This is a genomic window from Rhizobium sp. IY2 (assembly GCF_047532935.1).
In the GTDB taxonomy this organism is placed as follows: domain Bacteria; phylum Pseudomonadota; class Alphaproteobacteria; order Rhizobiales; family Rhizobiaceae; genus Rhizobium; species Rhizobium anhuiense.
Genome location: NZ_JBLKNU010000001.1, coordinates 1,403,961 through 1,427,428 on the forward strand (window position 1 = coordinate 1,403,961; position 23,468 = coordinate 1,427,428).

22 protein-coding genes are annotated in these 23,468 nt (G+C 61.3%); 1 reads left to right on the forward strand and 21 read right to left on the reverse strand.

The window, feature by feature from the left end; all coding sequences use genetic code 11:
• Positions 1 to 133: 133 nt before the first annotated feature.
• The 13 genes from glmS to pcsA all read right to left on the reverse strand — a co-directional run bounded on the left by glmS (position 134) and on the right by pcsA (position 15,570).
• On the reverse strand, positions 134 to 1,960 hold the full coding sequence (gene glmS / locus ACMUVN_RS06850) for a glutamine--fructose-6-phosphate transaminase (isomerizing) (protein WP_047615111.1): 1,827 nt from the start codon (positions 1,958 to 1,960) through the stop codon (positions 134 to 136).
• A 109-nt stretch (positions 1,961 to 2,069) separates the two neighbouring features.
• A complete protein-coding gene (glmU, locus tag ACMUVN_RS06855) occupies positions 2,070 to 3,431 on the reverse strand; it encodes a bifunctional UDP-N-acetylglucosamine diphosphorylase/glucosamine-1-phosphate N-acetyltransferase GlmU (RefSeq protein WP_063475669.1) in 1,362 nt (453 codons plus the stop codon).
• 164 nt (positions 3,432 to 3,595) lie between these two features.
• Positions 3,596 to 4,381, reverse strand: coding sequence for a FadR/GntR family transcriptional regulator (locus tag ACMUVN_RS06860; protein WP_047615420.1), 786 nt, complete (start codon positions 4,379 to 4,381; stop codon positions 3,596 to 3,598).
• A 16-nt stretch (positions 4,382 to 4,397) separates the two neighbouring features.
• On the reverse strand, positions 4,398 to 5,366 hold the full coding sequence (yjfF, locus tag ACMUVN_RS06865; RefSeq protein ID WP_047615110.1) for a galactofuranose ABC transporter, permease protein YjfF: 969 nt from the start codon (positions 5,364 to 5,366) through the stop codon (positions 4,398 to 4,400).
• Positions 5,363 to 6,376, reverse strand: coding sequence for an ABC transporter permease (locus ACMUVN_RS06870; protein WP_047615108.1), 1,014 nt, complete (start codon positions 6,374 to 6,376; stop codon positions 5,363 to 5,365). Before ACMUVN_RS06870 ends, yjfF begins: the two co-directional genes overlap by 4 nt.
• Complete coding sequence (ytfR, locus tag ACMUVN_RS06875) at positions 6,373 to 7,896, reverse strand: galactofuranose ABC transporter, ATP-binding protein YtfR (RefSeq protein WP_063475570.1); 1,524 nt, start codon at positions 7,894 to 7,896, stop codon at positions 6,373 to 6,375. Before ytfR ends, ACMUVN_RS06870 begins: the two co-directional genes overlap by 4 nt.
• 118 nt (positions 7,897 to 8,014) lie before the next feature.
• Positions 8,015 to 8,977, reverse strand: coding sequence for a galactofuranose ABC transporter, galactofuranose-binding protein YtfQ (gene ytfQ / locus ACMUVN_RS06880; RefSeq protein ID WP_063475569.1), 963 nt, complete (start codon positions 8,975 to 8,977; stop codon positions 8,015 to 8,017).
• 144 nt (positions 8,978 to 9,121) lie between these two features.
• Entirely contained in the window at positions 9,122 to 10,198 is a 1,077-nt protein-coding gene (locus ACMUVN_RS06885) for a BMP family ABC transporter substrate-binding protein (RefSeq protein ID WP_047615813.1), read from the reverse strand.
• 53 nt (positions 10,199 to 10,251) lie between these two features.
• Positions 10,252 to 11,172, reverse strand: coding sequence for an ABC transporter permease (locus tag ACMUVN_RS06890; protein WP_063475568.1), 921 nt, complete (start codon positions 11,170 to 11,172; stop codon positions 10,252 to 10,254).
• Positions 11,169 to 12,254 carry an ABC transporter permease gene (locus ACMUVN_RS06895; RefSeq protein WP_028757437.1) on the reverse strand — a complete coding sequence of 362 codons (1,086 nt, stop codon included), beginning with the start codon at positions 12,252 to 12,254 and terminating at the stop codon, positions 11,169 to 11,171. Before ACMUVN_RS06895 ends, ACMUVN_RS06890 begins: the two co-directional genes overlap by 4 nt.
• Positions 12,244 to 13,812 (reverse strand): ABC transporter ATP-binding protein, encoded by a 1,569-nt coding sequence (locus tag ACMUVN_RS06900; protein WP_063475567.1) that lies wholly within the window; start codon positions 13,810 to 13,812, stop codon positions 12,244 to 12,246. The genes ACMUVN_RS06895 and ACMUVN_RS06900 overlap by 11 nt, the downstream gene beginning before the upstream one ends.
• Before the next feature lie 39 nt (positions 13,813 to 13,851).
• Entirely contained in the window at positions 13,852 to 14,832 is a 981-nt protein-coding gene (locus tag ACMUVN_RS06905; protein ID WP_414814935.1) for a quinone oxidoreductase family protein, read from the reverse strand.
• Between the two features lie 9 nt (positions 14,833 to 14,841).
• A complete protein-coding gene (gene pcsA, locus ACMUVN_RS06910) occupies positions 14,842 to 15,570 on the reverse strand; it encodes a phosphatidylcholine synthase (RefSeq protein WP_063475565.1) in 729 nt (242 codons plus the stop codon).
• Positions 15,571 to 15,936: 366 nt separating this feature from the next.
• Between pcsA and ACMUVN_RS06915 the strand changes: the two genes are divergently transcribed.
• On the forward strand, positions 15,937 to 16,749 hold the full coding sequence (locus ACMUVN_RS06915) for a ferredoxin--NADP reductase (RefSeq protein ID WP_047615092.1): 813 nt from the start codon (positions 15,937 to 15,939) through the stop codon (positions 16,747 to 16,749).
• A gap of 51 nt (positions 16,750 to 16,800) precedes the next feature.
• Here ACMUVN_RS06915 and ACMUVN_RS06920 read toward each other — a convergent pair whose 3' ends face one another.
• The 8 genes from ACMUVN_RS06920 to ACMUVN_RS06955 form a co-directional block, all read right to left on the reverse strand.
• A complete protein-coding gene (locus tag ACMUVN_RS06920; RefSeq protein WP_063475564.1) occupies positions 16,801 to 17,415 on the reverse strand; it encodes a GntR family transcriptional regulator in 615 nt (204 codons plus the stop codon).
• A 216-nt stretch (positions 17,416 to 17,631) separates the two neighbouring features.
• Positions 17,632 to 18,834 (reverse strand): ABC transporter permease, encoded by a 1,203-nt coding sequence (locus tag ACMUVN_RS06925; RefSeq protein ID WP_028757291.1) that lies wholly within the window; start codon positions 18,832 to 18,834, stop codon positions 17,632 to 17,634.
• Entirely contained in the window at positions 18,824 to 19,540 is a 717-nt protein-coding gene (locus ACMUVN_RS06930) for an ABC transporter ATP-binding protein (protein WP_028757292.1), read from the reverse strand. The genes ACMUVN_RS06925 and ACMUVN_RS06930 overlap by 11 nt, the downstream gene beginning before the upstream one ends.
• Before the next feature lie 12 nt (positions 19,541 to 19,552).
• Positions 19,553 to 20,845 (reverse strand): efflux RND transporter periplasmic adaptor subunit, encoded by a 1,293-nt coding sequence (locus tag ACMUVN_RS06935; protein WP_028757293.1) that lies wholly within the window; start codon positions 20,843 to 20,845, stop codon positions 19,553 to 19,555.
• Between the two features lie 261 nt (positions 20,846 to 21,106).
• A complete protein-coding gene (locus tag ACMUVN_RS06940; protein WP_414814936.1) occupies positions 21,107 to 21,481 on the reverse strand; it encodes a GFA family protein in 375 nt (124 codons plus the stop codon).
• 9 nt (positions 21,482 to 21,490) lie between these two features.
• Positions 21,491 to 21,700, reverse strand: a complete 210-nt coding sequence (locus ACMUVN_RS06945; protein ID WP_003539563.1) for a hypothetical protein — start codon at positions 21,698 to 21,700, stop codon at positions 21,491 to 21,493.
• 356 nt (positions 21,701 to 22,056) lie between these two features.
• Positions 22,057 to 22,683: a methyltransferase family protein gene (locus tag ACMUVN_RS06950; RefSeq protein ID WP_414814937.1), complete on the reverse strand. Its 627-nt coding sequence runs from the start codon at positions 22,681 to 22,683 to the stop codon at positions 22,057 to 22,059.
• A gap of 73 nt (positions 22,684 to 22,756) precedes the next feature.
• The gene (locus tag ACMUVN_RS06955) at positions 22,757 to 23,467 is read right to left on the reverse strand and encodes a helix-turn-helix transcriptional regulator (protein ID WP_414814938.1); all 711 of its coding nucleotides are present in this window, start codon (positions 23,465 to 23,467) and stop codon (positions 22,757 to 22,759) included.
• Between the last annotated feature and the right edge of the window lies 1 nt (position 23,468).

Below are 23,468 nucleotides of genomic sequence, written 5' to 3' on the forward strand. Positions count from 1 at the left end.
TTTCCTGATGAACTCCATCTCAGTCGTGGACAGGCCGGAACGCCGGCCCTTCCCCCTTGTCCGCACACCAAAATTGCCAGAATTCGGGACGTCGCACAATATGTTTCGGCGCGACGATCCCGGCGTTGCAGGCTTATTCTACGGTCACGGATTTCGCCAGGTTGCGCGGCTGGTCGACATCGGTGCCCATGAAGACGGCGGTGTGATAGGCGAGCAGCTGGATCGGCAACGAGAAGATCATCGGCGCGATGATTTCATCGACCACAGGCAGGGTGATCGTTGCCATGGTCGGCAGTTTCGAGGCGCTAGCACCGGCCTCGTCCGTGATGAAGATGATCCGGCCGCCGCGGGCTGCGACCTCCTGCATGTTCGAGACGGTCTTTTCGAAGAAACGGTCATAGGGGGCGATGACGATGACAGGCATGTTCTCATCGATCAACGCGATCGGTCCATGCTTCAACTCACCGGCGGCATAACCTTCGGCATGGATATAGGAGATTTCCTTGAGCTTCAGCGCGCCTTCCATGGCGAGCGGGAAGCTGGTCCCGCGGCCGAGATAGAGTACGTCCTTGCACTTCGACAGCTCGCGCGACAGGCTTTCCATCTGCGGCTGGATCAGGTTCAGCACCCGGCTCATGATGCGCGGCATTTCGGCGAGATGGCGCACCAGCGCCCTCTCCTCCTCCGCAGTCACCGTGCCGCGCGCCTTGCCGGCGCCGATCGCCAGCGACGCCAGCACGGCAAGCTGGCAAGTGAAGGCCTTGGTGGAGGCGACACCGATTTCGGGGCCGGCCATGATCGGGAAGACGGCGTCGGATTCACGCGCGATCGTCGATTCGCGGACATTGACGACGGCGCCGATCTTCAGCCCGTTGTCCCGGCAATAGCGCAGCGATGCCAGTGTGTCGGCGGTCTCGCCTGATTGCGAGATGAAGAGTGCCGCCTGCGACGGCGACAGCGGCATTTCGCGGTAGCGGAATTCGGAGGCGACGTCGATTTCAACAGGCAGGCGGGCATAACGCTCGAACCAGTATTTGCCGACGAGACCGGCGAGATAGGCAGTGCCGCAAGCCGAGATCGCCAAGCCGGTCGTCGCCTTGAAGTCGATCGCCGCGGCATTGGCGCCGATGGTGTTTGCGGCGAAATCGACATAGTGGCTGAGCGCGTGGGAAATCACCTCCGGCTGCTCGTAGATTTCCTTTTCCATGAAATGGCGATGGTTGCCCTTGTCGACGACATAGGCGGTCGCCTGCGAGATCTGGCGGGCGCGCTTGACCGGCTTGCCGGCGAAATCGAGCACCGACACGCCGTCGCGGGTGAGGACGGCGCAATCGCCGTCGACGAGATAGCTGATCTCGTTGGTGAAGGGCGACAGCGCGATCGCATCCGAGCCGAGGAACATCTCGCCGCGGCCGTAGCCGACGGCAAGCGGCGGGCCGGAACGGGCGGCCATGATCGTGCCGGGATCGGCCTTCAGCATGACGGCCAGCGCATAGGCGCCGGTCACCCGGTTCAGCATCTTCAGCATGGCGGCGCGCGGCTCCAGGCCTTCGCGCAGATATTTCGCCATCAGATGAGCGACAACCTCCGTGTCGGTCTGGGTTTCGAAGACCGAACCCTCTTCCGTCAACTCGTCGCGAAGCTCGGAAAAATTCTCGATGATGCCGTTATGGACAACGGCCACTCCCTCGACGAAATGCGGATGGGCATTGGTCTCATTGGGAACGCCGTGGGTCGCCCAGCGTGTATGGGCGATTCCGACGGTGCCGGGCAGTGGTTCGGTGTCGAGGCGCTTTTCCAGATTGAACAGCTTGCCCTCGGCGCGGCGGCGATCCATCACGCCGTCATGAATGGTGGCGACGCCGGCGGAATCATAGCCGCGATATTCGAGACGCTTCAGCGCATCGACCAGGCGCCCGGCAACAGGCTGATTTCCGACGATCCCCACAATGCCGCACATATAGTATCCCCATAAAGGCTTCGATGACGAGGCCAGTCCTAACGATTCCTGCTTATTTCTCAATCACCTCGGCGGTCACTTTGAATTTCCGCCGGTTACGCAAGGCCGGTCAGCCCTTCGCCTTCTTCGCCGCCTTGATGGCGAGCGCCCGTTCGCGCAACAGCGTCGCGCGGCCGGGTTTGATCTCCTGCCGGGCGCGGCCTAGCGCCAGCGCATCGGCCGGCACATCGACGGTGATGACGCTGCCGGAGCCGACATAGGCGCCGTCGCCGATCGTCACCGGCGCGACCAGCGACGAGTTGGACCCGATGAAAGCGTTTTCGCCGATCACCGTCTCGCTCTTGTTGACGCCGTCATAGTTGCAGGTGATCGTGCCGGCGCCGATATTGCTGCCGGCGCCGATGACGGCATCGCCGATATAGGTGAGATGATTGACCTTGGCGCCCTCACCGAGCCGGCCGTTCTTGACCTCGCAGAAATTGCCGACCTTGGCGCCGCGGGCGAGGTCGGCACCCGGCCGCAGCCGCGCGAAGGGGCCGACCGTCGCGCCTTGGCTGACATGGGCGCCTTCGATATGCGAGAAGGCATGAATGACGGCGCCGCTGTCGATCACCGCGCCGGGACCGAAGACAACATTCGGCTCGATCAGCGCATCCTGGCCGATGACGGTATCGTAGGCGAGAAAGACGGTTTCCGGCGCGATCATGGTGACGCCTGAAAGCATCATCTCGTGGCGGCGGCGCTCCTGCCAGAAGCGCTCGATAACGGCGAGTTCGGCACGGGTGTTGCAGCCGGTCATCTCGATCTCGGGGGCATCGACCGCGGTGACGCGTCCGCCGAGTGATCTGGCGATCTCGACGAGATCGGTCAGGTAGAATTCGCCCTTGGCATTGGCATTGCCGATGCGCGATAGAAGGTCGAGCGCCTTGCGGCCGTTGATCGCCATCAGCCCGCTGTTGCACCAGGTGACGGTGCGCTCGGCATCGGTGGCGTCCTTTTCCTCGCGGATGGCGATGAGTTCGCCATCCTTGACGAGCAGGCGGCCATAGCCGGTCGGGCGGTCGGTGTGGAAGCCGATGACGACGACATCGCTGCCGTCGGCCAGGCCCTGGCGGGCGGCCTTCAGCGGCCCGTCGGTCTGGAGCGGCACGTCGCCATAGGTGACGAGGATATCGTCATAGCCCTTGCCGATCGCTTCGCGCGCCGCCAGCACCGCGTGGCCGGTGCCGAGGCGTTCCTTCTGCAGATAGGATTGGATGCCGACGCCGGCAACGCTTCCAGCCTTTGCCACCTCCTCGGCATCGCGGCCGACGACAAGCGCCACGGATGAGATGCCGGCGGAGGCGACCGCATCGACCACATGGGCGATCATCGGCCGTCCGGCGACGGGATGCAGCACCTTCGATTTCGAGGATTTCATCCGCGTGCTGTCACCGGCGGCAAGGATGACGGCAAGACAAGTGCGTTCCATGATGTGCTCCGCGAATCCGCGCCATGAGGCGGCTTTGTTGCCTCTTACTGCATAATTCCTGAAATCGGAATCGATTTGAGGATAAAATTGCACAGCAGTTCAGAGTGCCGCAGCGTGCCTTGCGCGTCTGAAGAAACGCCTGGCGCTGTCGATAGGCAGAACCTTCACAAAGGTGAAATTGCCGCCGAAATCGGCCCTGTCACAGCCTCCGAACCGCGAGCCGCGAAGGCCTCGTGCACATGATGGCGGCCGTCCAGGATGACGTCCTCCATTGCGCGGCGCGCGGCAGCGCTATCGCCGGAAACGATGGCATCGACGATGCGCATATGGGTGTCGGCGATATTGGCGAAGCCGTTTTCGGTTGGCGGTGTGCTCATCCGGAACATGCCGACGAGGGCCGCTTCGATGAGGCTGCCCAAGGTGCGCATGAAGGGATTGTGCGAGGCTTCGGCGATCGCCAAGTGGAAACGAAGGTCGGCGAGCGCCAGGCTGTCGGCCGTATGGCCGCTTGCCGCCATATCGAGCGCCAGCCCCCGCAGCGTCTCGATATCCTCGGCATTCGCCCGTTCGGCGACGAGACTGGCGGCGAAGGGTTCGACAGCGAGGCGGATATCATAAAGCTGCAGCAGGAATTCTTCCGTCACGCCGTTGTCGAAGTGCCAGGCGATGATCTCGCTGTCGAACATGTTCCAGAGGTTCTTCTCGGTCACACGTGTGCCGACCCGCGCCTTGGCGACGACCATGCCCTTGGCGGCGAGCGTCTTCATCGTCTCGCGCAACACGGTGCGGGACACTTTGAAGCGTTGCGCCAGTTCCGTATCGCCCGGCAGGATCGAGCCGACAGGATAGGTGCCGGCAACAATCGCCTTGCCGAGCTCATCGACCACCTGCGCATGGCTCGTCCGGGTTCTGCGTCCGGTCTTCCGTGTCTCGTCCAATTTGTTGCGCAAGCGATCCGTCTCCCCCTCAGGCATACCTCTTGTTCAGACTGGAAAGGAACAGGATAGCCTTCTGCATCAGAATGAATGCAAACAGCAGGAGGCCGATCAGGATCTTGGTCCACCAGCTCGACAGCGTGCCGTCGAAGGTGATGTAGGTCTGAATGAGCCCCTGGATCAGGATACCAATCAAGGTTCCCGCCACGAATCCCGCTCCCCCGGTCAGCAGCGTCCCTCCAATGACGACTGCCGCGATCGCATCGAGCTCGACGCCGACTGCTGCAAGGGAATATCCAGCAGAGGTGTATAGCGAAAAAACGATTCCGGATAGACCCGCAAGAAAACCCGACAGCGCATAGATCTGGATCGTCGTACGCCCGACCGGCACGCCCATCAGCCGCGCCGTCTGCGGACCGCCGCCGAGGGCATAGACATTGGTGCCGAAGCGGGTGCGCTGGGCGATGAAGATGCCGACGGCAAAGACCAGAAGCATGATGCCGCCGATCAGCGTCAGCCGGCCGCCGCCGGGTAGACGGTAATAGAGGCTCGTCAGCGTCGAATAATATTCGTTATCGATCGGGATGCTGTCGATCGACAGCACGAAGGCCATGCCGCGCGCCAGGAACATACCAGCGAGCGTAACGATGAAGGCCGGCATGTCGAGATAGTGGATGATCGCGCCCATGATACCGCCAAAGGCAGTGGTGATGACGAGCACGAGGGCGAAGGCGAGCAGCGGATGGATCGAGGTGTTCTGCAGGATCACCGCAAGGAAGACGCCGGTGAAGGCGATGACCGAACCGATCGACAGATCGATGCCGCCGGAGATGATGACAAAGGTCATGCCGACGGCGGCGATGCCGAGAAAGGCATTGTCGGTCAGGAGATTGCCGATGACGCGCGTCGACAGCATGTTCGGATATTGCAGCGTGCAGCCGGCATAGGCGAGCACGAAGATGACGATGGTCGCAAGCAGCGGCAGGTATTTGGAGTTCATTTCGACTGCTCCCTTCCGCCCTGCCGGCGGCTGGCAAAGATAGCGAGCGATTGCACCGCCGGCGACTGGATGACGAGGATGACGATAATGATGACGGCCTTGATGATCAGGTTGAATTCGGGCGGGAAGCCGGAAGACAGGATGCCTGTATTCACCGCCTGGATGATCATCGCGCCGATCAGCGATCCGAGAATGCTGAAACGGCCGCCGAGCAGAGAATTGCCGCCGACGACGACGGCGAGGATGGCGTCGAGTTCCAGCCAGAGGCCGGCATTATTGGCATCGGCGCCCTTGATGTCGGCGGCGACGATGACGCCTGCAATCGAGGCGCAGAGGCCGCTCAGCATATAGACAGCCATCAGCAGTACCGGCGTCTGAATGCCGGAGAGCGTGCTGGCGCGGCGATTGATTCCGACGGCCTCGATCAGCATGCCGAGCGCCGTGCGGCGGACAAGCAGAATGACGAGCAGGCCGACGAGAATCCAGGTGACCACAGGCATCGGCAGAAGCAGCAGCGAACCGCTGCCGAAGAAGGTCAGCCCGTCATCGTTGAAGGTCAAGATGGCGCCTTCGGTGATGAGCTGGGCGATGCCGCGGCCGGCCACCATCAGCACCAGCGTCGCGATGATCGGCTGGATGTTCAGGACAGCCACCAGAAAACCGTTCCAGACGCCGCAGGCAAGCCCAATCGAAAGCGTTAGGATAACGGTATAAGCAACTGAATTTCCAGACACAATCGACGATGCGGCAACAGCGCCGCAGATCGCGATGACCGCACCGACGGAAAGGTCGATGCCCTTGGTGGCAATCACCAGCGTCATGCCGATCGCCAGCAGCGCCACCGGCGCGCCGCGGTTGAGCACATCGATCAGGCTGCCATACAGCCGGTCATTTTGAACCACGACATTAAAAAACTGCGGCGACGTGATGAAATTCAACAAAAGAATGACAACAAGCGCAATCAATTGCGGCGCCAGGCGATAGGCCAGCGCCTTCAGCGAGGACCTCATGCCTCCTCCATCTTATGTTCGGCGGCGGCAATGGCTTCGACGATGCCGGCGGCCGTGATGCGTTCGCCTGTCAATTCGGCGATATGCTGCCGGTCGCGAAGGACGATGACACGTGAACTATAGGCGACAAGCTCTTCAAGTTCCGAGGAAATCACGATCAGCGACATGCCGCCGGCACAGAGCTCTTCGATCAGCTTGATGATCTCGGCATGGGCGCCGACATCGATGCCGCGGGTCGGCTCGTCGAGGATCAGAAACTTCGGATTGGTCGCCAACCAGCGGGCGAGGATCGCCTTCTGCTGATTGCCGCCGGAAAGCAGGCGAATCGGCTTTTCGCGATCAGTGGTGCGGATATCGAGCGCCTTGATGTAGCGGTCGGCGAGCGCGTTCTGTTCGGCGCGCGAGAGCGGCCGGGTCCAGCCGCGGCGGGCCTGCAGCGCAAGCGCGATGTTTTCCCTGATCGACAGGTCGCCGATGATGCCATCGGTCTTGCGATCCTCGGGGCAGAAGCCAAAGTCCTTTTCGATTGCGGCGCGCGGGCTCGAAAGCGTCACAGGCTGGCCGTCGATCGTGGCGCTGCCGCTGTCGGCGTGTTCGATACCGAACAGGAGTTCGGCGGTTTCGGTCCGGCCGGAGCCGAGCAGCCCGGCAATGCCGACCACCTCTCCGGCCCGCACCTCAAGGTCGAAGGGTTTGACTTTGCCGCGTTTGCCGTAGCCTGAAAAACGGTATCGGACTTCGCCTGCCGCGTGGCTGCGTTCCTTCACCGCCTCCTCGACATGCGCCAGTTCGCGGCCGAGCATCATGGCGATCAGGCCCTGGCGCGGCAGATCGGCAGCGTCACGGGTGCCGACGAGCTTGCCGTTGCGCAGCACGGTGATCCGGTCGCTGATCGCATAGACCTGCTCGAGAAAATGGGTGATAAAGACGATGCCCAGCCCACGCTGCTTCAGGTCCTCGATGATGCGGAAGAGCAGCGCCACCTCCTGATTGTCGAGGCTTGCCGTCGGCTCATCGAGGATCAGCACCTTGCCTGACAGGTCAACGGCACGGGCGATGGCAACCACTTGCTGGACGGCGACGGAGAAACGGCTGAGTTCGGCGGTGACGTCGATATCGATGCCATAGCCGGCAAGCAGATCGCGCGCCTTGCGGTTCATCGCCCTGACCTCGGTCATGCCGAAACGCCTCGGCTGGCGTCCGAGAAAGAGATTTTCGGCGACGCTCAGATTGGAAAGGAGATTGACCTCCTGGTAGACCGTGCCGATGCCGAGCTTCTGGGCGGCGAGCGTATTGGCCGGATTGATTTCCTGGCCGTCCAGCATCAGGCTGCCTTCGTCACGATGGTAGGCGCCGGTGATGCACTTGATCAGCGTCGATTTGCCGGCGCCGTTTTCGCCGAGCAATGCATGAACCTCGCCACGGCGCAGCGTGAAATCCACCTTATCCAGGGCGACGGCGCCGGGGAAGAATTTCGATATGCCGGAGGCTGCGAGAATATTCTCGAAATTGTGAACCATGAGGGCTGATGTTTCCTGATATTGCGCCTTACGCCTGTGCCAAAACCGGGCATGATGCCCGGCCGGCACCGGCAGTTCCGCACCGGTCCATGATGGGCCGGTGCGGTTCCAGGTTCAATCAGTAGCCCTGACCCTTCTTCTCTTCATAGACCTTCATCGGGTCGTCGGCAGGCGTGTAGAGCTTGGACTCGGTCTGGATCCATTTCGCCGGAGCCTTCTTGTCCTTCAGGTAGGCATCGAGCGCATCGAAGGCCGGACCTGCCATATTCGGCGTCAGCTCGACCGTGGCATTGGCCTCACCTTCCGACATGGCCTTGAAAATGTCGGGCACGGCGTCGATGGAGACGACGAGGATATCCTTGCCGGGCTTCAGGCCGGCTTCCTTGATCGCCTGGATGGCGCCGACCGCCATATCGTCGTTATGGGCGTAGAGAGCGCAGATATCCTTGCCGCCATTCTCGGCCTTCAGGAAGCTTTCCATGACTTCCTTGCCCTTGGTGCGGGTGAAGTCACCGGTCTGGCTGCGAACGATCTTCAGGTTGTCGTGGCCGGCAAGAGCCTCTTCGAAGCCCTTCTTGCGGGCGATAGCCGGCGACGAACCGGTGGTGCCCTGCAGCTCGACGACGTTGCACTTCTTGTCGCCGACGGTCTTGACCAGGAAGTCGCCTGCAACCTTGCCTTCATGAACCAGATCCGACGTAACCGCCGTCAGGTACAGATCGTCGGGAGCCTTGATGGTACGGTCGAGAAGGATGACCGGAATCTTGGCTTCCTTGGCTTCCTTGAGAACGTCGTCCCAGCCGGTTTCGACGACCGGAGCAATGAGAATGGCATCGACGCCCTGAGCAATGAAGGAACGCAGAGCCTTGATCTGGTTTTCCTGCTTCTGCTGCGCATCGGCAAATTTCAGATCGATGCCGCGCTTCTTGGCCTGCTCCTTGGTCACGGTCGTTTCAGCCGCACGCCAGCCCGATTCCGAGCCGATCTGCGAGAAGCCGACGGTGAGGCCGGCGGCCGAAGCCGAACCGAACATGCAGGCAGCCAGAATCGTGGCACTCAAAAGTGCAGTCTTCAATTTCATGATTTCCTCCCAATGCCGCATCTCGCGGCGCAGGGTCAAAAAATCATATAGTATTACTTTTGTAAATCGGAATCTTGGGATGCGCTGCAGCAAAAAAAGAGCGCCCACAGGGGGCGCCCTTCGCAACTGCGAATTGAGTGCGGCTTATTGCGCGGGCAGCTTGTCGTCGACGCCTTCGACGTAGAAGTTCATGCCGAGCAGCGTACCGTCGTCGGCCTTTTCGCCGGCCTTCAGCCAAGGTGTGCCGTCCTGCTTGTTGATCGGGCCGGTAAAGGGATGCAGTTCGCCCGACTTGATCTTGGCTTCGGTCTCCTCGGCCATCTTCTTCACGTCGTCAGGCATGTTCGTGTACGGCGCCATCTTCAGGATGCCGTCCTTCAGGCCATCCCAGCTCTGCTCGGACTTCCAGGTGCCGTCCAGAAGCGCGTGAACGCGCTTGGAGTAGTAGGTACCCCAGGTATCGACGATCGCCGTCAGCTGTGCCTTCGGGCCGGCTGCGATCATGTCCGACGCCTGACCGAAGGCGTGGATGCCGCGTTCTTCGGCAACCTGCATCGGCGCAGTCGTATCAGTGTGCTGGGTCAGAACGTCGACGCCCTGGTCGATCATCGCCTTGGCGGCATCGGCTTCCTTGCCGGGGTCGAACCAGGTGTTGACCCAGATGACCTTCAGCTTGAAGCTCGGATCGATCGACTTGGCGCCTTGCTCGAAGGAGTTGATGCCCATCACGACTTCAGGAATCGGGAAGGAGGCGATGTAGGCCGCCCCGTGATTCTTTGAGGTCTTCGCGGCGATCTGGCCGAGAATGTAGCGGCCCTCATAGAAACGCGAGTTGTAGGTCGCCAGATTCGGGCCGGACTTGTAGCCGGTGCCGTGCTCGAACTTGACGTCAGGGAACTTGGCGGCGACCTTGACCGTCGCATCCATGAAGCCGAAGGACGTCGTGAAGATCAGCTTGCAGCCGGAACGGGCAAGGCGCTCGATGGCGCGCTCGGCATCCGGGCCTTCCGGCACGTTTTCGAGGTAAGGCGTTTCGATCTTGTCGCCGAACTCGGCCTGGACCTGCTGACGGCCGAGATCGTGGGCCTGCGAATAACCGCCGTCGGTATGCGAACCGACATAGACGAAGCAGATCTTCGTCTTGTCAGCGGCCTGAGCGGCGGAAGAGATGCCAATCACGGCGGCAGCCGAGGCGGCAAGGGCGAATGCGAACTTCTTCATGGTGACCCCTGTTGGTTTGAAGTTATTCCGGAAACCCGTCTTGTGTTGTTGCTTTATCGCTCCGGTACGAAGGCTTTTCCGAGCGACGCGGGCGTGTTGATCAACGTCGTACGCCGATTATGGGAAATGATGATGAGAACCACAATAGTCGCGGCATAGGGCAGCATCGAGAGGAATTGCGAGGGAATGCCGAGACCGAAGGCCTGCGCGTGAAGCTGCAGGATGGTGACCGCGCCGAAGAGATAGCCGCCGGCAAAGACCCGCCATGGCCGCCAAGAGGCGAAGACCACCAGCGCCAGAGTGATCCAGCCGCGGCCGGCCGACATGTTCTCCGCCCATTGCGGTGTGTAGACCAGCGAAAGCTGCGCGCCGGCAAGACCGGCGCAGGCGCCGCCGAACATCACCGCCAGGTAGCGCGTGCGGATGACGTGAATGCCGAGCGCATGGGCCGAACCATGATTGTCGCCGATCGCCCTGAGCTTCAGCCCGGTCCGGCTGCGAAACAGGAACCAGCTGACGCCGACCACAAGCGCGATCGACAGGTAGAAGATCAGATCCTGGCTGAAGAGAACGTGGCCGACGACCGGAATATCCGACAGGACGGGAATGACGATCTCTCCAAGCCGGATGCCGGGCACGCTGACATAGGCTTCGCCGAGCATGCCGGATGCGCCGAGGCCGAGTAGGGTGAGCGCCAGCCCGGTCGCCACCTGGTTTGCCACCAGCGTCAGCGTCAGGAAGGCGAACAGGAGAGAAAACAGCGCACCCGCCGCAATGCCGCAGACAATGCCGATATAGGGGGAGCCCGAGTTCTGCGCACCGGCAAATGCGGCGACCGCGCCCATGATCATCATGCCCTCGACACCGAGATTGAGAACGCCGGAGCGCTCGGTCACGAGTTCGCCGAGTGCCGCGATGACGAGCGGCGTCGAGGCGGTGATGACGGTCAGCAGAATGGCTTCGAAGATGCTCATGCCGCCCCACCCCTTAACCGCGACCAGACAATGCGGATTTTGTAATAGATCAGCGTATCGCAGGAGAGCACGAAGAAGAGCAGCAGACCCTGGAAGACGCGGGTGACCTTGTCGGAAACGCCGAGCGAAAGCTGTGCTGCCTCGCCGCCGAGATAGGTCAGCGCCAGCACCAGGCCGGATGCGATGATGCCGAGCGGATTAAGGCGGCCGAGGAAGGCGACGATGATGGCGGTGAAGCCGTAGCCCGGCGAGATCGCCGGCTGCAGATGGCCGATCGAGCCTGAGACCTCACTGATGCCGGCAAGGCCGGCCAGCGCGCCCGAAAAGAGAAAGCTGAACCAGATCATCTTCTTCGACGAAAAGCCGGCAAAGCGCCCTGCCCGCTCGGATTGGCCGAGCACGACGATTTCGAAACCTTTCAGCGTATAGCGCAGCATGAACCAGACGCCGATCGCCGCAATGATGGCGAAGATGAAGGCCCAATGGGCGCGGCCAGATTCTTCCCAGATCGCCGGCAGCACCGCTTCCGGTGCGAAATCACGCGAGACCGGAAAATTGAAGCCCTTCGGATCGCGCCAGGCGCCGCGGATCAGCCAGTCGAGGAAGAGCTGGGCGATATAGACCAGCATCAGCGATGTCAGGATCTCATTGGTGTTGAAATGCGCCTTCAGCAGCGCCGGAATGGCAGCGAAGAGCGCACCGCCGAGTGCGCCAAGGATCAGCATCAGCGGCAGCACCAGCGGCGAATGCCAGTCGTAGAAGACGATCGGCAGATAGGAACCGGTGATGGCGCCGATGGTGAACTGGCCTTCGGCGCCGATATTCCAATTGTTCGAGCGGTAGCAGACGGCAAGGCCGACGGCGATCAGGATCAGCGGAGCGGCCTTGATCGCCAATTCGTGCAGCGACCAGACCTCGAGCAGCGGCTCGATGAAGAAGGCGTCGAGGGCCTCGACCGGGTCCTTGCCGAGCATGGCGAACATGATGGCGCCAAAGGCCAGCGTCAGGACAAGGGCCAGGAGCGGCGAGACGAAAGCGTAGAGCTTCGAGACGTCGGGGCGTTTTTCAAGTTCAATGCGCATGGGGCGCCTCGGGTACAGAGCTGCTCTCGTGCAGGCCGCCCATCAGCAGGCCGATCTTTTCCCGCGTCAGTTCGCCCGCTGGGAACGGGCGGGAAAGACGGCCCTCGGAGATGACGGCGATATCGGTCGCCACTTCGAAAATTTCGTCAAGATCCTGGCTGATGACGACGACGGCCGAGCCGTTTCTTGCGAGATCGACCAGGGCCTGGCGGATGCGGCTTGCCGCCCCGGCATCGACGCCCCAGGTCGGCTGGTTGACGACGAGGACCGCCGGCTGGCGGTCGAGCTCGCGGCCGACGATGAATTTCTGCAGATTGCCGCCTGATAAGGAGCCGGCGGCAGGATCATCGCCGCTCTTGCGGACATCCATGGCCTCGGAAATGCGCCGTGCGGCAGATTTCACCGCAGCGTGGCGGATGATGCCGAGCAGGCCCAGAAACGCCTTGCGGTCAGACTGGCTGCGGGCAAGGACGAGATTATCCGAGAGTTTCATGGCGGAGACGGCGGCATGGCCGTGACGCTCCTCCGGTACGAAGCCGGCGCCGAGAAGACGGCGGGCGGTAATGCCCTGATTGCCCACGTGCTTTTTGCGGATGACGATCGCCTCTGCCGAGGCGACCGGATATTCACCGGACAATGCATCGAAGAGTTCGCTCTGGCCGTTGCCGGCGACACCGGCAATGGCGAGAATTTCACCCGAGCGCACCGCCATAGACACATCGCGCAGCGGCATGGCGAAGGGGGTGCGGGCAGAGACGGAAAGATTGGCGACGGCAAGCTGTACCTCGCCTTTGTCGCTGCGTTCCGGGTGGGTCACCGTCGCCACTTCGCTGCCGACCATCATGCGGGCGAGCGATGCAGGCGTTTCCTGCCTGGGATCGCAGGCGCCGGTCACGCGGCCATGGCGCAGCACAGTGGCGCGATCGCAGATGCGCTGCACCTCTTCCAGGCGATGGCTGATATAAAGAACAGAACGCCCTTCGGCACGCAGCTTGAACAGCGTCTCGAACAGCTTGTCGGCCTCCTGCGGCGTCAGCACCGAGGTCGGCTCGTCGAGGATGATCAGCTTCGGGTTCTGCAGCAGCGCGCGGACGATCTCGATGCGCTGGCGCTCGCCGACCGAGAGATCGGCGACATGGGCATGCGGATCGAGCGGCAGGCCGTAGGCGACCGACAGCGCCCTCGCCTCCTCGGCGATCCGGTCGATCGGGATGGCGTCATCGAGCGACAGCGCGATGTTTTCGGCAACCGTCAGCGCCTCGAACAGCGAAAAATGCTGGAAGACCATGCCGATGCCGAGCTTGCGGGCTTCGCCCGGCGAGGTGATCGCAACCGGCTGGCCCTGCCACAGGATATGCCCGCCCGTCGGCTCGAGAACGCCGAACAGCATCTTCACCAGAGTGGATTTGCCTGCACCATTTTCGCCGAGAAGCGCGTGAATTTCGCCCGGCGCGATATCGAGATCGATTTCATTGCAGGCGGCAAAGCTTCCGAAGAACTTCGTCAGCTTCTGGACCGATAATAACGCACCGGAATCCGGCACATTCAATGGCGACACGTTCCCCTCATTTCTTCTGCCAACCGGTCCGTTCGGATCTCATGGAATCAGCAGCGTCGTTCCTGTTGTTTTTCTTGTTTCCAGATCCGCGTGAGCCCGCCCAACCTCACGCAGCGGATAAGTTTGATTGATATTGATACGCACTTTGTTGCTTTGCACAATATCAAATAGCGCTTTGGCGCTGTCGATCAGTTCCTGGCGCGCGGCGATATAGGTGAAGAGCGTAGGCCGCGTCGCAAAGAGCGAACCCCTCTGCGCCAGCATCGCCAGGGTGAAATTCTCGATCGGACCGGAGGATTGGCCGAAGGAGGCAAAGAGACCGCGCGGCTTCAGGCAGTCAAGCGACTGTGGAAAAGTATCACGGCCGATCGAATCGTAGACGACATCGACGCCCTTGCCGCTGGTGATTTCGCGGACACGGTCGACGAAATTGTCGCTCTTATAGTTGATCACATGGTCGTAGCCATGGGCAAGCGCCAGCTCGATCTTGTCTTCGGAGCCCGCCGTGCCGATGACGGTGGCGCCGAGCGCCTTTGCCCATTGGCCGGCGATCAGGCCGACGCCGCCGGCAGCGGCGTGGAACAGCAGGACGGTCTCCGGCCCGACCTTGAAGGTGCGGTTCAACAGATATTCGGCGGTCATGCCCTTCAGCATCATCGCCGCTGCCGTTTCGAGCGCGATGCCGTCAGGCACATGCACCAGATAGCGCGTCTCGATATTGCGCTCAGCGCTGTAGGCGCCATCGGCGCTGGCATAGGCGACGCGGTCGCCGACCTTGAAATCCTCGACGCCGGGGCCGACCGATGTCACGGTGCCGGCGCCCTCCTTGCCGGTGACGAAGGGCAGATGCGGCACCTTGTAGCTGCCGTTGCGGAAATAGACGTCGATGAAATTGAGGCCGACCGCCGCCTGCTTGATCTGCACTTCGCCCGCCGACGGCGACGGGAGATCGATCTCGACATAGTCGAAAACCTCCGGCCCGCCCGTCCTCGAAAATGAAACAGCCTGCGTTTTGGTCATCTGCCTATCCTAAGCTTCGCGTCCAAGGGCGGGGAAGAATTGCAGCACCGCGCCGATGACGTAAAGATAGAGCCCGGTCACGATAAAGAGAACGAGTGCCCATTCGGGCGTGTCGAAATGCATCAGCAGCGAAAAAATGCCGAGTGCCGACCACAGGAAAAAGACGCCGAGATTGAGCGGGCGCAGCCTTTTGACGCGGACCGGATGCAGGAAATTGATCGGCAGGAAGGTCAGCACCACCGAGATAATGACGACGGCAAGCGCGGTCGTCGCGCTGGCATCGATGACGAACAGCGTGAAAACGATCATGTTCCAGACGACCGGGAAGCCGGAGAAGAAATACTCATCCGTCTTCATGCCCATATCGGCATAGTAGATGGCGCTGGAGACGACGATCATGCCGGCGGCGACGAAGGACCAGGGCTCGCCGATCATGCCGCTCTGATAGAGCGCGAAGGCCGGCAGAAGCACATAGGTGACGTAATCGATGATATTGTCGAGCGTATCGCCCGACCAAGTGGGCAGCACTTCCTTGACGCGCACCTTGCGGGCTATCGGCCCGTCTATGCCGTCGACGAGAAGGGCGAGACCCAGCCACCAGAACATGTCGATGAAGCGATGCTCGGCAGCGGCAACGACGCCGAGAAAGGCAAGGAAGGAGCCGGATGCCGTCAGGATATGGACGGAAAAGGCGCGCATCTCCGCGTAAGGAACACGCTTGTAGTTGAAAATCTTCATATTCCCCCAACCGCCCTATCGCGCTCGCCCCGGCAAGCATCTTTTTTATTTCGCCACCATTGCCGGACCTGTTGCTGAGGGTTCCGACGCCGTAGGTCTTTGTTGTCGCACCGTTTTTGCCGAAAACCGGCATCCATTTCGGCGCGCCGCTCTAATATGCATCCTTTGCCGGGCTTCGCCAGCAGGAAATACGACTTTCCCCGCCCGCCCCTGCTTGCCCCCTAGTGGCCATTGAATCCTGACAATGACATGCATATTTCCTCTGATGGGCGCTGCATGGAATGGAATGCCTTTAATTCTGGCCCGATATGTAATATCAGCCTCGCATCCGACAGTTCATCCGACGAAACGGGATCCTCTACCGCAATGAACGCGCCTGCAAAGACCGAAGACTTCGCCCCGTCCATCCCCGCCGGCGTTTACGCCGAGACGGTGCTCGCTGTGACGCATTACACCGACCGGCTCTTCCGCTTCACGATGACCCGGCCGCAGGGCTTCCGTTTCCGTTCCGGCGAGTTCGCGATGATCGGCCTGATGGTCGAGGGCAAGCCGGTCTTCCGCGCCTATTCGATCGCCAGCCCCGCCTGGGCCGAAGAGCTTGAATTCTTCTCGATCAAGGTGCCGGACGGCCCGCTGACCTCGCATCTGCAGGCGATCAAGCCGGGCGACCAGGTGCTGATGCGCAAGAAGCCGACTGGCACGCTGGTGCTCGACGCGCTGACGCCCGGCCGTCGTCTCTACATGTTCTCGACGGGAACGGGTGTTGCGCCATTCGCCAGCCTGATCCGCGATCCTGAGACCTATGAGAAGTTCGAGGAAGTCATCCTCACCCATACGACCCGCGATGTCGCCGAGCTGAAATACGGCTTCGACCTCGTGCACGAAATCCAGAATGACGAATTGCTGAAGGAAGTCGTCGGCGACAAGCTGCGCCACTATGCGACCGTCACGCGCGAGGATTTCGAATATCGCGGCCGCATCACCGACCTGATCTCCTCCGGCAAGCTGTTTTCCGATCTCGGCGTACCGCCGCTCGACCCGGCGATTGACCGCGGCATGATCTGTGGCTCCTCGGCGATGCTGAAGGATACCAAGGAACTGCTCGAAAAGGCCGGCCTCAATGAAGGCGCCAACAGCAAGCCCGCCGAGTTCGTCATCGAGCGCGCTTTCGTCGGCTGAAAATTTTCCCGACAATCCGATCTGACAACGGCTCCGGAAACGGGGCCGTTTCTATTCCTGGCTGAGATAATTGATCAGCGTCGCCATGGTGGCGCGCGCCTCGTCCGGCCTGCCCCGATGGATGGCCTGGATGACGGCGACATGCAGCGCGATGGCGCGATCCATGCGCTCCGGGCTTGCGGTGGAATACCAGAGGCGGCGCGAATGCGTCTGTACCGGGCCGAGCGCCGCCATGATGAAGCCGTTTGGGCAGGCATCCTCGAGAATTTCGTCGAAGGCCTTGTCAGCGGCAAAAAAGCCGGCGAGATCACCCGTCACAGTGCATTCGTCCATGGCGCGGGCACAGTCGACGAGACGCGCGCGCTGTTCGTCGCTCGCATGTTCGGCGGCCAAGCCTGCTGCGATCGGCTCCAGCTCGCGGCGCACCTGCATGACATTGCGATGATCCCCAGCCGCGATCTCGGCAACCTGCAGCCCGACGCGCGGCTTCACCAGGATCAGCCCCTGCCAGGCGAGCTTCTGGATCGCCTCACGCACCGGCGTGCGCCCGTGGCCCGCCATATCGATCAGCTGCTTTTCGGTAACAAGCGCGCCGGGCTTCAACGCCAGCGTCACGATCAGATGCTCCAGCGCGAGATAGGCAAGATGGCTTTGTGAAGTCTGCATGCCCGAATCCGTTGCCCTGCTGATATATCACATAGTCGCACGCTCGAAAACCGATGGCAAGTCAGGCTGATATATCATAATAGAGACAGATAGATAACATAGCGAGCCTGCGAAGATCGGTGAATGGTGTTGCGATACCAGCGCCCGAGCCGTGAAATAGCTCCTGCCGCCTCCCCACCCTCCGTTAGCTTGGAGACACATCATCCCACAACGCATTTATTCGTGCCGCAACGCCTCGATGGGGTTGAGCTGCGCTGCCCTTCTCGCCGGGAAATAGCCGAAGATCATGCCGATTGCCGCGGAGAACAGGAAGGCGACGGCGATCATCATCGGGCTGAAGACGAAGGGCACTTTCAGCAACGTCACCGCGCCGAAGCCGAGGCTGAGCCCCAGCACGATGCCGGTGATGCCGCCGAACAGCGACAGCGCCACGGCTTCGACCAGGAACTGGGTGAGCACCTGGTTTTCCAGTGCGCCGATTGCGAGACGAATGCCGATCTCGCGGGTGCGCTCGGTGACGGAGACCAGCATGATGTTCATGATGCCGATGCCGCCGACGAGCAGGCTGATGGCGGCGACGGCGCCGAGCAGGCCGGTCAGCAGCGTCGTCGTGCCGGTCATCGCCTCGGCGATCTGCGTCATGTCGTTGACGTTGAAATCGTCCTGGCGGCCGGGCACGATCTTGCGGCGCTCGCGCAGGAGATTTTCGACGTCGGACTGTACTTTGGCCGTGGAGACGCCGTCGCGCGCCGAGATGATGATCTGCGGCACGTTGGAACTGCCGCTGATGCGCCGCTGGAACACCTTGACCGGCATGATCACGACATCGTCCTGGTCGTTGCCCATGCCGGACTGGCCGCGTTTGGCGAGCACGCCGATGACCGGGCATGAGACCTTGCCGACGCGGATCTGCTGGCCTGTGGGGTCGGCGCTGCCGAAGAGCTGCGATCGCACCGTCTCGCCGATGATGCAGCGAGACTGGCCGCGTTCCTCGGCGGGAGTGAAAGTGCGGCCGAGCGCCAGATTCCAGTCCTGGGCGACGAAATAATCGTTGGTGGTGCCCGACACGCTGGTCGAATGGTTCTGGCCGCCGAAAATCACCGTCGCCGTCGACTGGTTGAGCGGCGCGACAGCCCTCAGGCCGCCAATCTGGTCGCGGATCGCCGCGACGTCCTTGACGCTGAAGCGCTTGGCCTCGGAGCTCGCCCGGCCGGGACCGAACTGGCCGGGACGGACGAACAGCATGTTGGTGCCGAGCCGCGACAGTTCGGTCGAGACCTGCGCGGTGGTGCCGTTGCCGATCGTCACCAGCGCGATGACGGCGGCAACGCCGATGACGACGCCGAGCACGGTCAGGAAGGAGCGCAGCATGTTGCGGCTGATGGCCCGCAGCGCCAGCTTCAGCGTCTCAAAGAACATGATCCGCCCTCCTCCGGTGCTCGACTTCGGTCTCCAGCTTTCCATCGACGAAACGCAGCAGCCGCTGCGCATAGGCGGCAATATCAGGTTCGTGGGTGACCATGACGATGGTGATGCCCTGCTCGCGGTTCAGCCGCGTCATCAAATCCATGATCTCGACGCTGGTCTTCGTATCGAGATTGCCGGTGGGCTCGTCGGCCAGAAGCAGTGCCGGCTCGGTGACGATGGCGCGGGCGATGGCGACGCGCTGCTGCTGGCCGCCTGACAGTTCCTGTGTCTTGTGATGTTCGCGGCCGGTGAGGCCGACCAGCGCCAGGGCTTCGCGGGCCCGTTCGCGCCGCTCGCGCACCGCCATGCCGCGATAGATCAGCGGCAATTCGACATTTTCGACGGCCGAGGTGCGCGACAGGAGGTTGAAGCCCTGGAAGACGAAACCGAGCATATGGCGGCGCAGCAGCGTCAGCTGGCTGCGGTCGAAGCCGCTGGTCGGAATGCCTTGGAAGATGTAGTCGCCTGATGTCGGCACGTCGAGGCAGCCGAGAATGTTCATCGCCGTCGACTTGCCGGAGCCTGACGGACCCATGATCGCGACGAATTCATGGGCGTTGATCGCCAGGTCGACGTGGTCGAGCGCGCGGATCGCCGCCTCGCCCTCGCCGTAGATTTTCGAGACCTGCCTGAATTCGATGAGCGGCGGGCTTGCCATCCGTCTCTCCGCCTAGTTCGCACGCGTCGTGGCGTCGGTCACCAGTGCGTCGTCTTGCTTGATGTCGCCGGAGACGACCTGGGTGAACTGGCCGTCGGATGAGCCGACCTGGATGATGACGGGTACCGGGCGGCCGTTGCGCAGCACCCAGACACGGCGCTGCGTGCCCGTCAACGCCGAACCGGCATTGTTGTTGCGCTGGCGTGGCGGGCCGAAGATACCAAAAATGCCGCGGCCGCGCCGTTCCGCCTGCGCCGGAGCGTAGCGCAGCGCGGCGTTCGGCACCATCAGCGTGTCCTTGACGGCCTCGACGGTGACATCGGCCGTCGCCGTCATGCCGGGGCGCAGCAGCAGATCGGCATTGTCGACCGACAGCACCGCCTTGTAGGTGACGACATTGTTGACCACCTCGGAGGCGAAGCGGATCTGCTCGATTTCGGCGGGAAAAGTCCGGTCGGGATAGGCGTCGACCGTGAACTTCGCCTTCTGGCCGACGGCGATCTGGCCGACATCGGCTTCGTCGACATCGACCTGCAGCTCCATCTTCTTCAGGTCGCCGGCAATGGTGAAAAGGATCGGAGCCGAAAGCGAGGCTGCGACCGTCGCGCCCGGATTGACCGAGCGGGTGAGGATGACGCCGTCGATCGGCGAGATGATCTTCGCCTTGGCGAGATTGACTTCGGCCAGTTGCAGGTCGGCCTCCGCGGCGAGGACTTCGGCTTCGTTGATCTGTTTGGCGGCAACGGCGGAATCATATTTGTAGGTGGCGTCGTCCAGGCTCTGCTGGGTGGAGACATTGCTCCTGACCAGGCTCTTCAACCGCTCGAGCGAGGTGCCTGCCGATTGCATGTCGGCATTGGCCTTGACGACGTTCGCCTTGGCCGAATTGAGCTTGGCGCGCGAACTCTTCACATCCGCCTCGAGCTTGTTGGTATCGAGAAGGGCGAGCACCTCACCTGATTTGACCGTGCTGTTGTAATCGACATTGACGTCGCGGACAGTGCCGGAAAGCTCGCTCGATATATCCACCTGCTCGGTCGGCTGCACCGAGCCGGTGGCGGTGACGAGCACGGTCAGGTCGCCGCGTTTTGCCGGCTGGGTGGCGTAGCTCACTTCGCTCTGCCCTCTGCCCATATAGACATAAGCGGCGCCTGCGGCGGCGGCGATGACGAGGAGAAGAATGAGCAGGCGCCCACGCCAGCGGCTGCGCTTGCCCTGACGTCCCGACGCGGCAAGGATCGCTGCGAGGTCGGACGCTTCACCTGCCTTTGCTCCGGTTTCGCTGCCGCTTACGATTTTGTTCATGTCGTCCTCAATCCGTCAGTGGCCGCCTGCGGCCTCTGCGGTGAAATAATCACAGTGCAGATGAACCGGCGATTAGCGTTGCCGCCGAACTGGCACGGAATTGCGGATGGGTGAAATGAAATATTGGTAAGGAAAGTCAAGTTTCGGTGCGCCTGAGCATGTCGCGCAAAACTGTGCCGCGGTTTTGCGATCACAACATACGGCAAATCAAAGACCTAAAGCGCGGCAAGCGATCTCGATCGTGACGCGCTTTAGCGCCCGTCAATCCGCGTCCTCGGCATATTGGTCCGCGTCAGGCAACGAATGCAACCAAGGCTCGCGCCGCTTGATCCAGACTTCATAACCAGGCGCAAGGTCGGTGGGCGGGCTGTCAAGCGAGCCCAGGCGGATTTCCGCCTCGTCATCCCTAAGACAGAAAAGCCTGCTGCCGCAGGCGGGGCAGAAGCTGCGGCCGGCGAAGGTGGCGATCTCGCCGCTGTGGGAGAAAGCCCGGCGCTGCCAGACCGCGAAGAAGGTGAAGGCGGAGCCGCTCGATTTACGGCAATCGGCGCAGTGGCAGAGGCCGGTGCGCAACGGCTCGCCCTCCACCCTGTAGGCCACCGCCCCGCAAAGGCAGCTTCCGGTTCGGATCCTCATAAAGCGCCGTCAGGCGTCGAGATTGGTCGGCAGGCCCGGCGGGCGCCGCTTCGCCGCCATCAACAGGTCGAGTTCGGTCGCCGACGGGCCGAACTTGTCGTAGAGGCGCTTTGCCTCCTTGTCATCCAACCGGTATTTCCTGGCAAACTCGCCGATGCTGTAGGGGCGGCCACGCAACACTCTCCGCGCCGGGGTCGCCGTATTCGGTGCGTCGGTCATGGTTTTCTCCTTTTCGTCACGTCCCCTTTAAGCTAGTGCGACCCGTCGATTTGGAAAGAGCCGGCGCGCCGCATCGAGGCTTCCGGCATGGGGGAATGCGGTTGTTTTCCTGGAACCTTTTCGCCAATATGTGGGTTATCGGACCGAGGTTGCGGACCGCGCCAAGCGGACGCGGCGGTGCCGGAGAACATCGGGATTTTTCCGCTTTCTCCCGATGGCCAACGAAATGGCAGACGAGTTCCCTACCCGCCCGGTCCGCCTCGTTGACGCCATCCCTTCACCATGAAGCCGGAGAGTTCCGCGATAGCCTAACACGCTTATTGACTCGCCTCGACGTGCTGTTCACACGGTCAGTTTCAAGGGACAATAATAGCCATGGCTAGAAAGCCGCTTTCTCGAAGGTATTCGACCAGTTCAGAAAAGGGGATGGTGGCGATAGTGAAGAGAGAATCTCTGGACGTAACCAGCAGAGCCCGGCTGGAAATCACGGGAACCTGCCCCCATTCGAAATTCGAGAAATGGGGCCAGAACAACGGGGTACGCCGAGAGTATTCTGCATATTGCTCGCCGAACAGGTGAGATAAATATACGGCCTCTCGCTCCGCCGTATATCTGAAGACGAGATAGGCGAGCAATGTGAAAATTGCGGTAGAGAGCAGGCTTCCAAACACCAGGCAGACGCCGATGATCATGCACAGCGAAAAGACGTACAGAGGGTTGCGAGTGATCGAATAGGGTCCCTTAGTCACGAGCTCGGAATTCTTTCGACCTCCAATATAGACGGTCGACCAGATTCGTCCGACTACACCAAAGGCGATCAGCAATGTTCCGACTTGAGCGAGTAACGTCGGAATAATGCTTTCCGAAGGGAATATCGGATGCACAATAAGCTGGACGGTTACAAAAGCCACCGTGAGTGCCCAAAGCACAAAGATTCGCCGCTTCTGCTTGAACGGAAGACTGGCAGACGTTGGATAGACCATAACTGGTTCCTATCTTTATAAAACAATGAAATGGTTTAGGCTCTGGTTGCCCGCTCCTTAGCGAGGAAGGCAGTTATCCGCCGTCTTCCACCTTCTTTTTCTTGCAAGGATGCTCCTCTTGCGCGCGCCATTCCCTCACCAGCTGGCGGCGGTTGCGCGGATAGCGATCGTCCAAGAAATCGACCGCCAAAATGTGGTCGGCCTGAAAAACGCGAAATTCGTTATGCAATTCGCACCAGCCAGCGACAGACCGTTTTGAGTCGATAAATCCCAGCATGATGGGCCATATGGTCCGGTCCGACACAGTGCCTATTTGATCTGTGTGCGTGATGTGGATCTTCCGCTGGTCGCGCATCGCTCGTCTGACCTGCGCCAGGTCAAGCAACGTTGAGCCCTTCTCAGCACCGCCAACAAAGAATGTATTGTCGTCCAAGCCTTGCCGCATGTCATGAGGAAGGACACCGCCAATTTTTGCGAGCGCGTTTTGAACAGCGCACGCCAAAGCGTCGTCAGTATGCCGGCTAACCCATTGCGCCCCGGCTACAAGCGCCTGAATTTCCTCTTCGGTCAGAGAAAGCGGCGGTAAAAGAAATCCTGGGCGCAGTAGATAGCCGACGCCTGGCTCCCCATCGATATCTGCACCCATCGCTTGTAGCGTAACCATGTCACGACGAATCGTTCGAAGCGAAACGCCGAGCTCTCGTGCCAATACCTCGCCGGACACCGTCCCACGGTGACGGCGAAGAACCTGCATGAGGTCAAATAATCGGTGGCTTCGCGACACG

Bases quoted from the DNA above. Each gene is read 5' to 3' on its own strand.
- glmS (WP_047615111.1), bottom strand. From the start codon at position 1,960: ATGTGCGGCATTGTGGGGATCGTCGGAAATCAGCCTGTTGCCGGGCGC.
- glmU (WP_063475669.1), bottom strand. From the start codon at position 3,431: ATGGAACGCACTTGTCTTGCCGTCATCCTTGCCGCCGGTGACAGCACG.
- yjfF (WP_047615110.1), bottom strand. From the start codon at position 5,366: ATGAACTCCAAATACCTGCCGCTGCTTGCGACCATCGTCATCTTCGTG.
- ACMUVN_RS06870 (WP_047615108.1), bottom strand. From the start codon at position 6,376: ATGAGGTCCTCGCTGAAGGCGCTGGCCTATCGCCTGGCGCCGCAATTG.
- ytfR (WP_063475570.1), bottom strand. From the start codon at position 7,896: ATGGTTCACAATTTCGAGAATATTCTCGCAGCCTCCGGCATATCGAAA.
- ytfQ (WP_063475569.1), bottom strand. From the start codon at position 8,977: ATGAAATTGAAGACTGCACTTTTGAGTGCCACGATTCTGGCTGCCTGC.
- ACMUVN_RS06885 (WP_047615813.1), bottom strand. From the start codon at position 10,198: ATGAAGAAGTTCGCATTCGCCCTTGCCGCCTCGGCTGCCGCCGTGATT.
- ACMUVN_RS06890 (WP_063475568.1), bottom strand. From the start codon at position 11,172: ATGAGCATCTTCGAAGCCATTCTGCTGACCGTCATCACCGCCTCGACG.
- ACMUVN_RS06895 (WP_028757437.1), bottom strand. From the start codon at position 12,254: ATGCGCATTGAACTTGAAAAACGCCCCGACGTCTCGAAGCTCTACGCT.
- ACMUVN_RS06905 (WP_414814935.1), bottom strand. From the start codon at position 14,832: ATGACCAAAACGCAGGCTGTTTCATTTTCGAGGACGGGCGGGCCGGAG.
- pcsA (WP_063475565.1), bottom strand. From the start codon at position 15,570: ATGAAGATTTTCAACTACAAGCGTGTTCCTTACGCGGAGATGCGCGCC.
- ACMUVN_RS06915 (WP_047615092.1), top strand. From the start codon at position 15,937: ATGAACGCGCCTGCAAAGACCGAAGACTTCGCCCCGTCCATCCCCGCC.
- ACMUVN_RS06920 (WP_063475564.1), bottom strand. From the start codon at position 17,415: ATGCAGACTTCACAAAGCCATCTTGCCTATCTCGCGCTGGAGCATCTG.
- ACMUVN_RS06925 (WP_028757291.1), bottom strand. From the start codon at position 18,834: ATGTTCTTTGAGACGCTGAAGCTGGCGCTGCGGGCCATCAGCCGCAAC.
- ACMUVN_RS06930 (WP_028757292.1), bottom strand. From the start codon at position 19,540: ATGGCAAGCCCGCCGCTCATCGAATTCAGGCAGGTCTCGAAAATCTAC.
- ACMUVN_RS06935 (WP_028757293.1), bottom strand. From the start codon at position 20,845: ATGAACAAAATCGTAAGCGGCAGCGAAACCGGAGCAAAGGCAGGTGAA.
- ACMUVN_RS06940 (WP_414814936.1), bottom strand. From the start codon at position 21,481: ATGAGGATCCGAACCGGAAGCTGCCTTTGCGGGGCGGTGGCCTACAGG.
- ACMUVN_RS06945 (WP_003539563.1), bottom strand. From the start codon at position 21,700: ATGACCGACGCACCGAATACGGCGACCCCGGCGCGGAGAGTGTTGCGT.
- ACMUVN_RS06950 (WP_414814937.1), bottom strand. From the start codon at position 22,683: ATGGTCTATCCAACGTCTGCCAGTCTTCCGTTCAAGCAGAAGCGGCGA.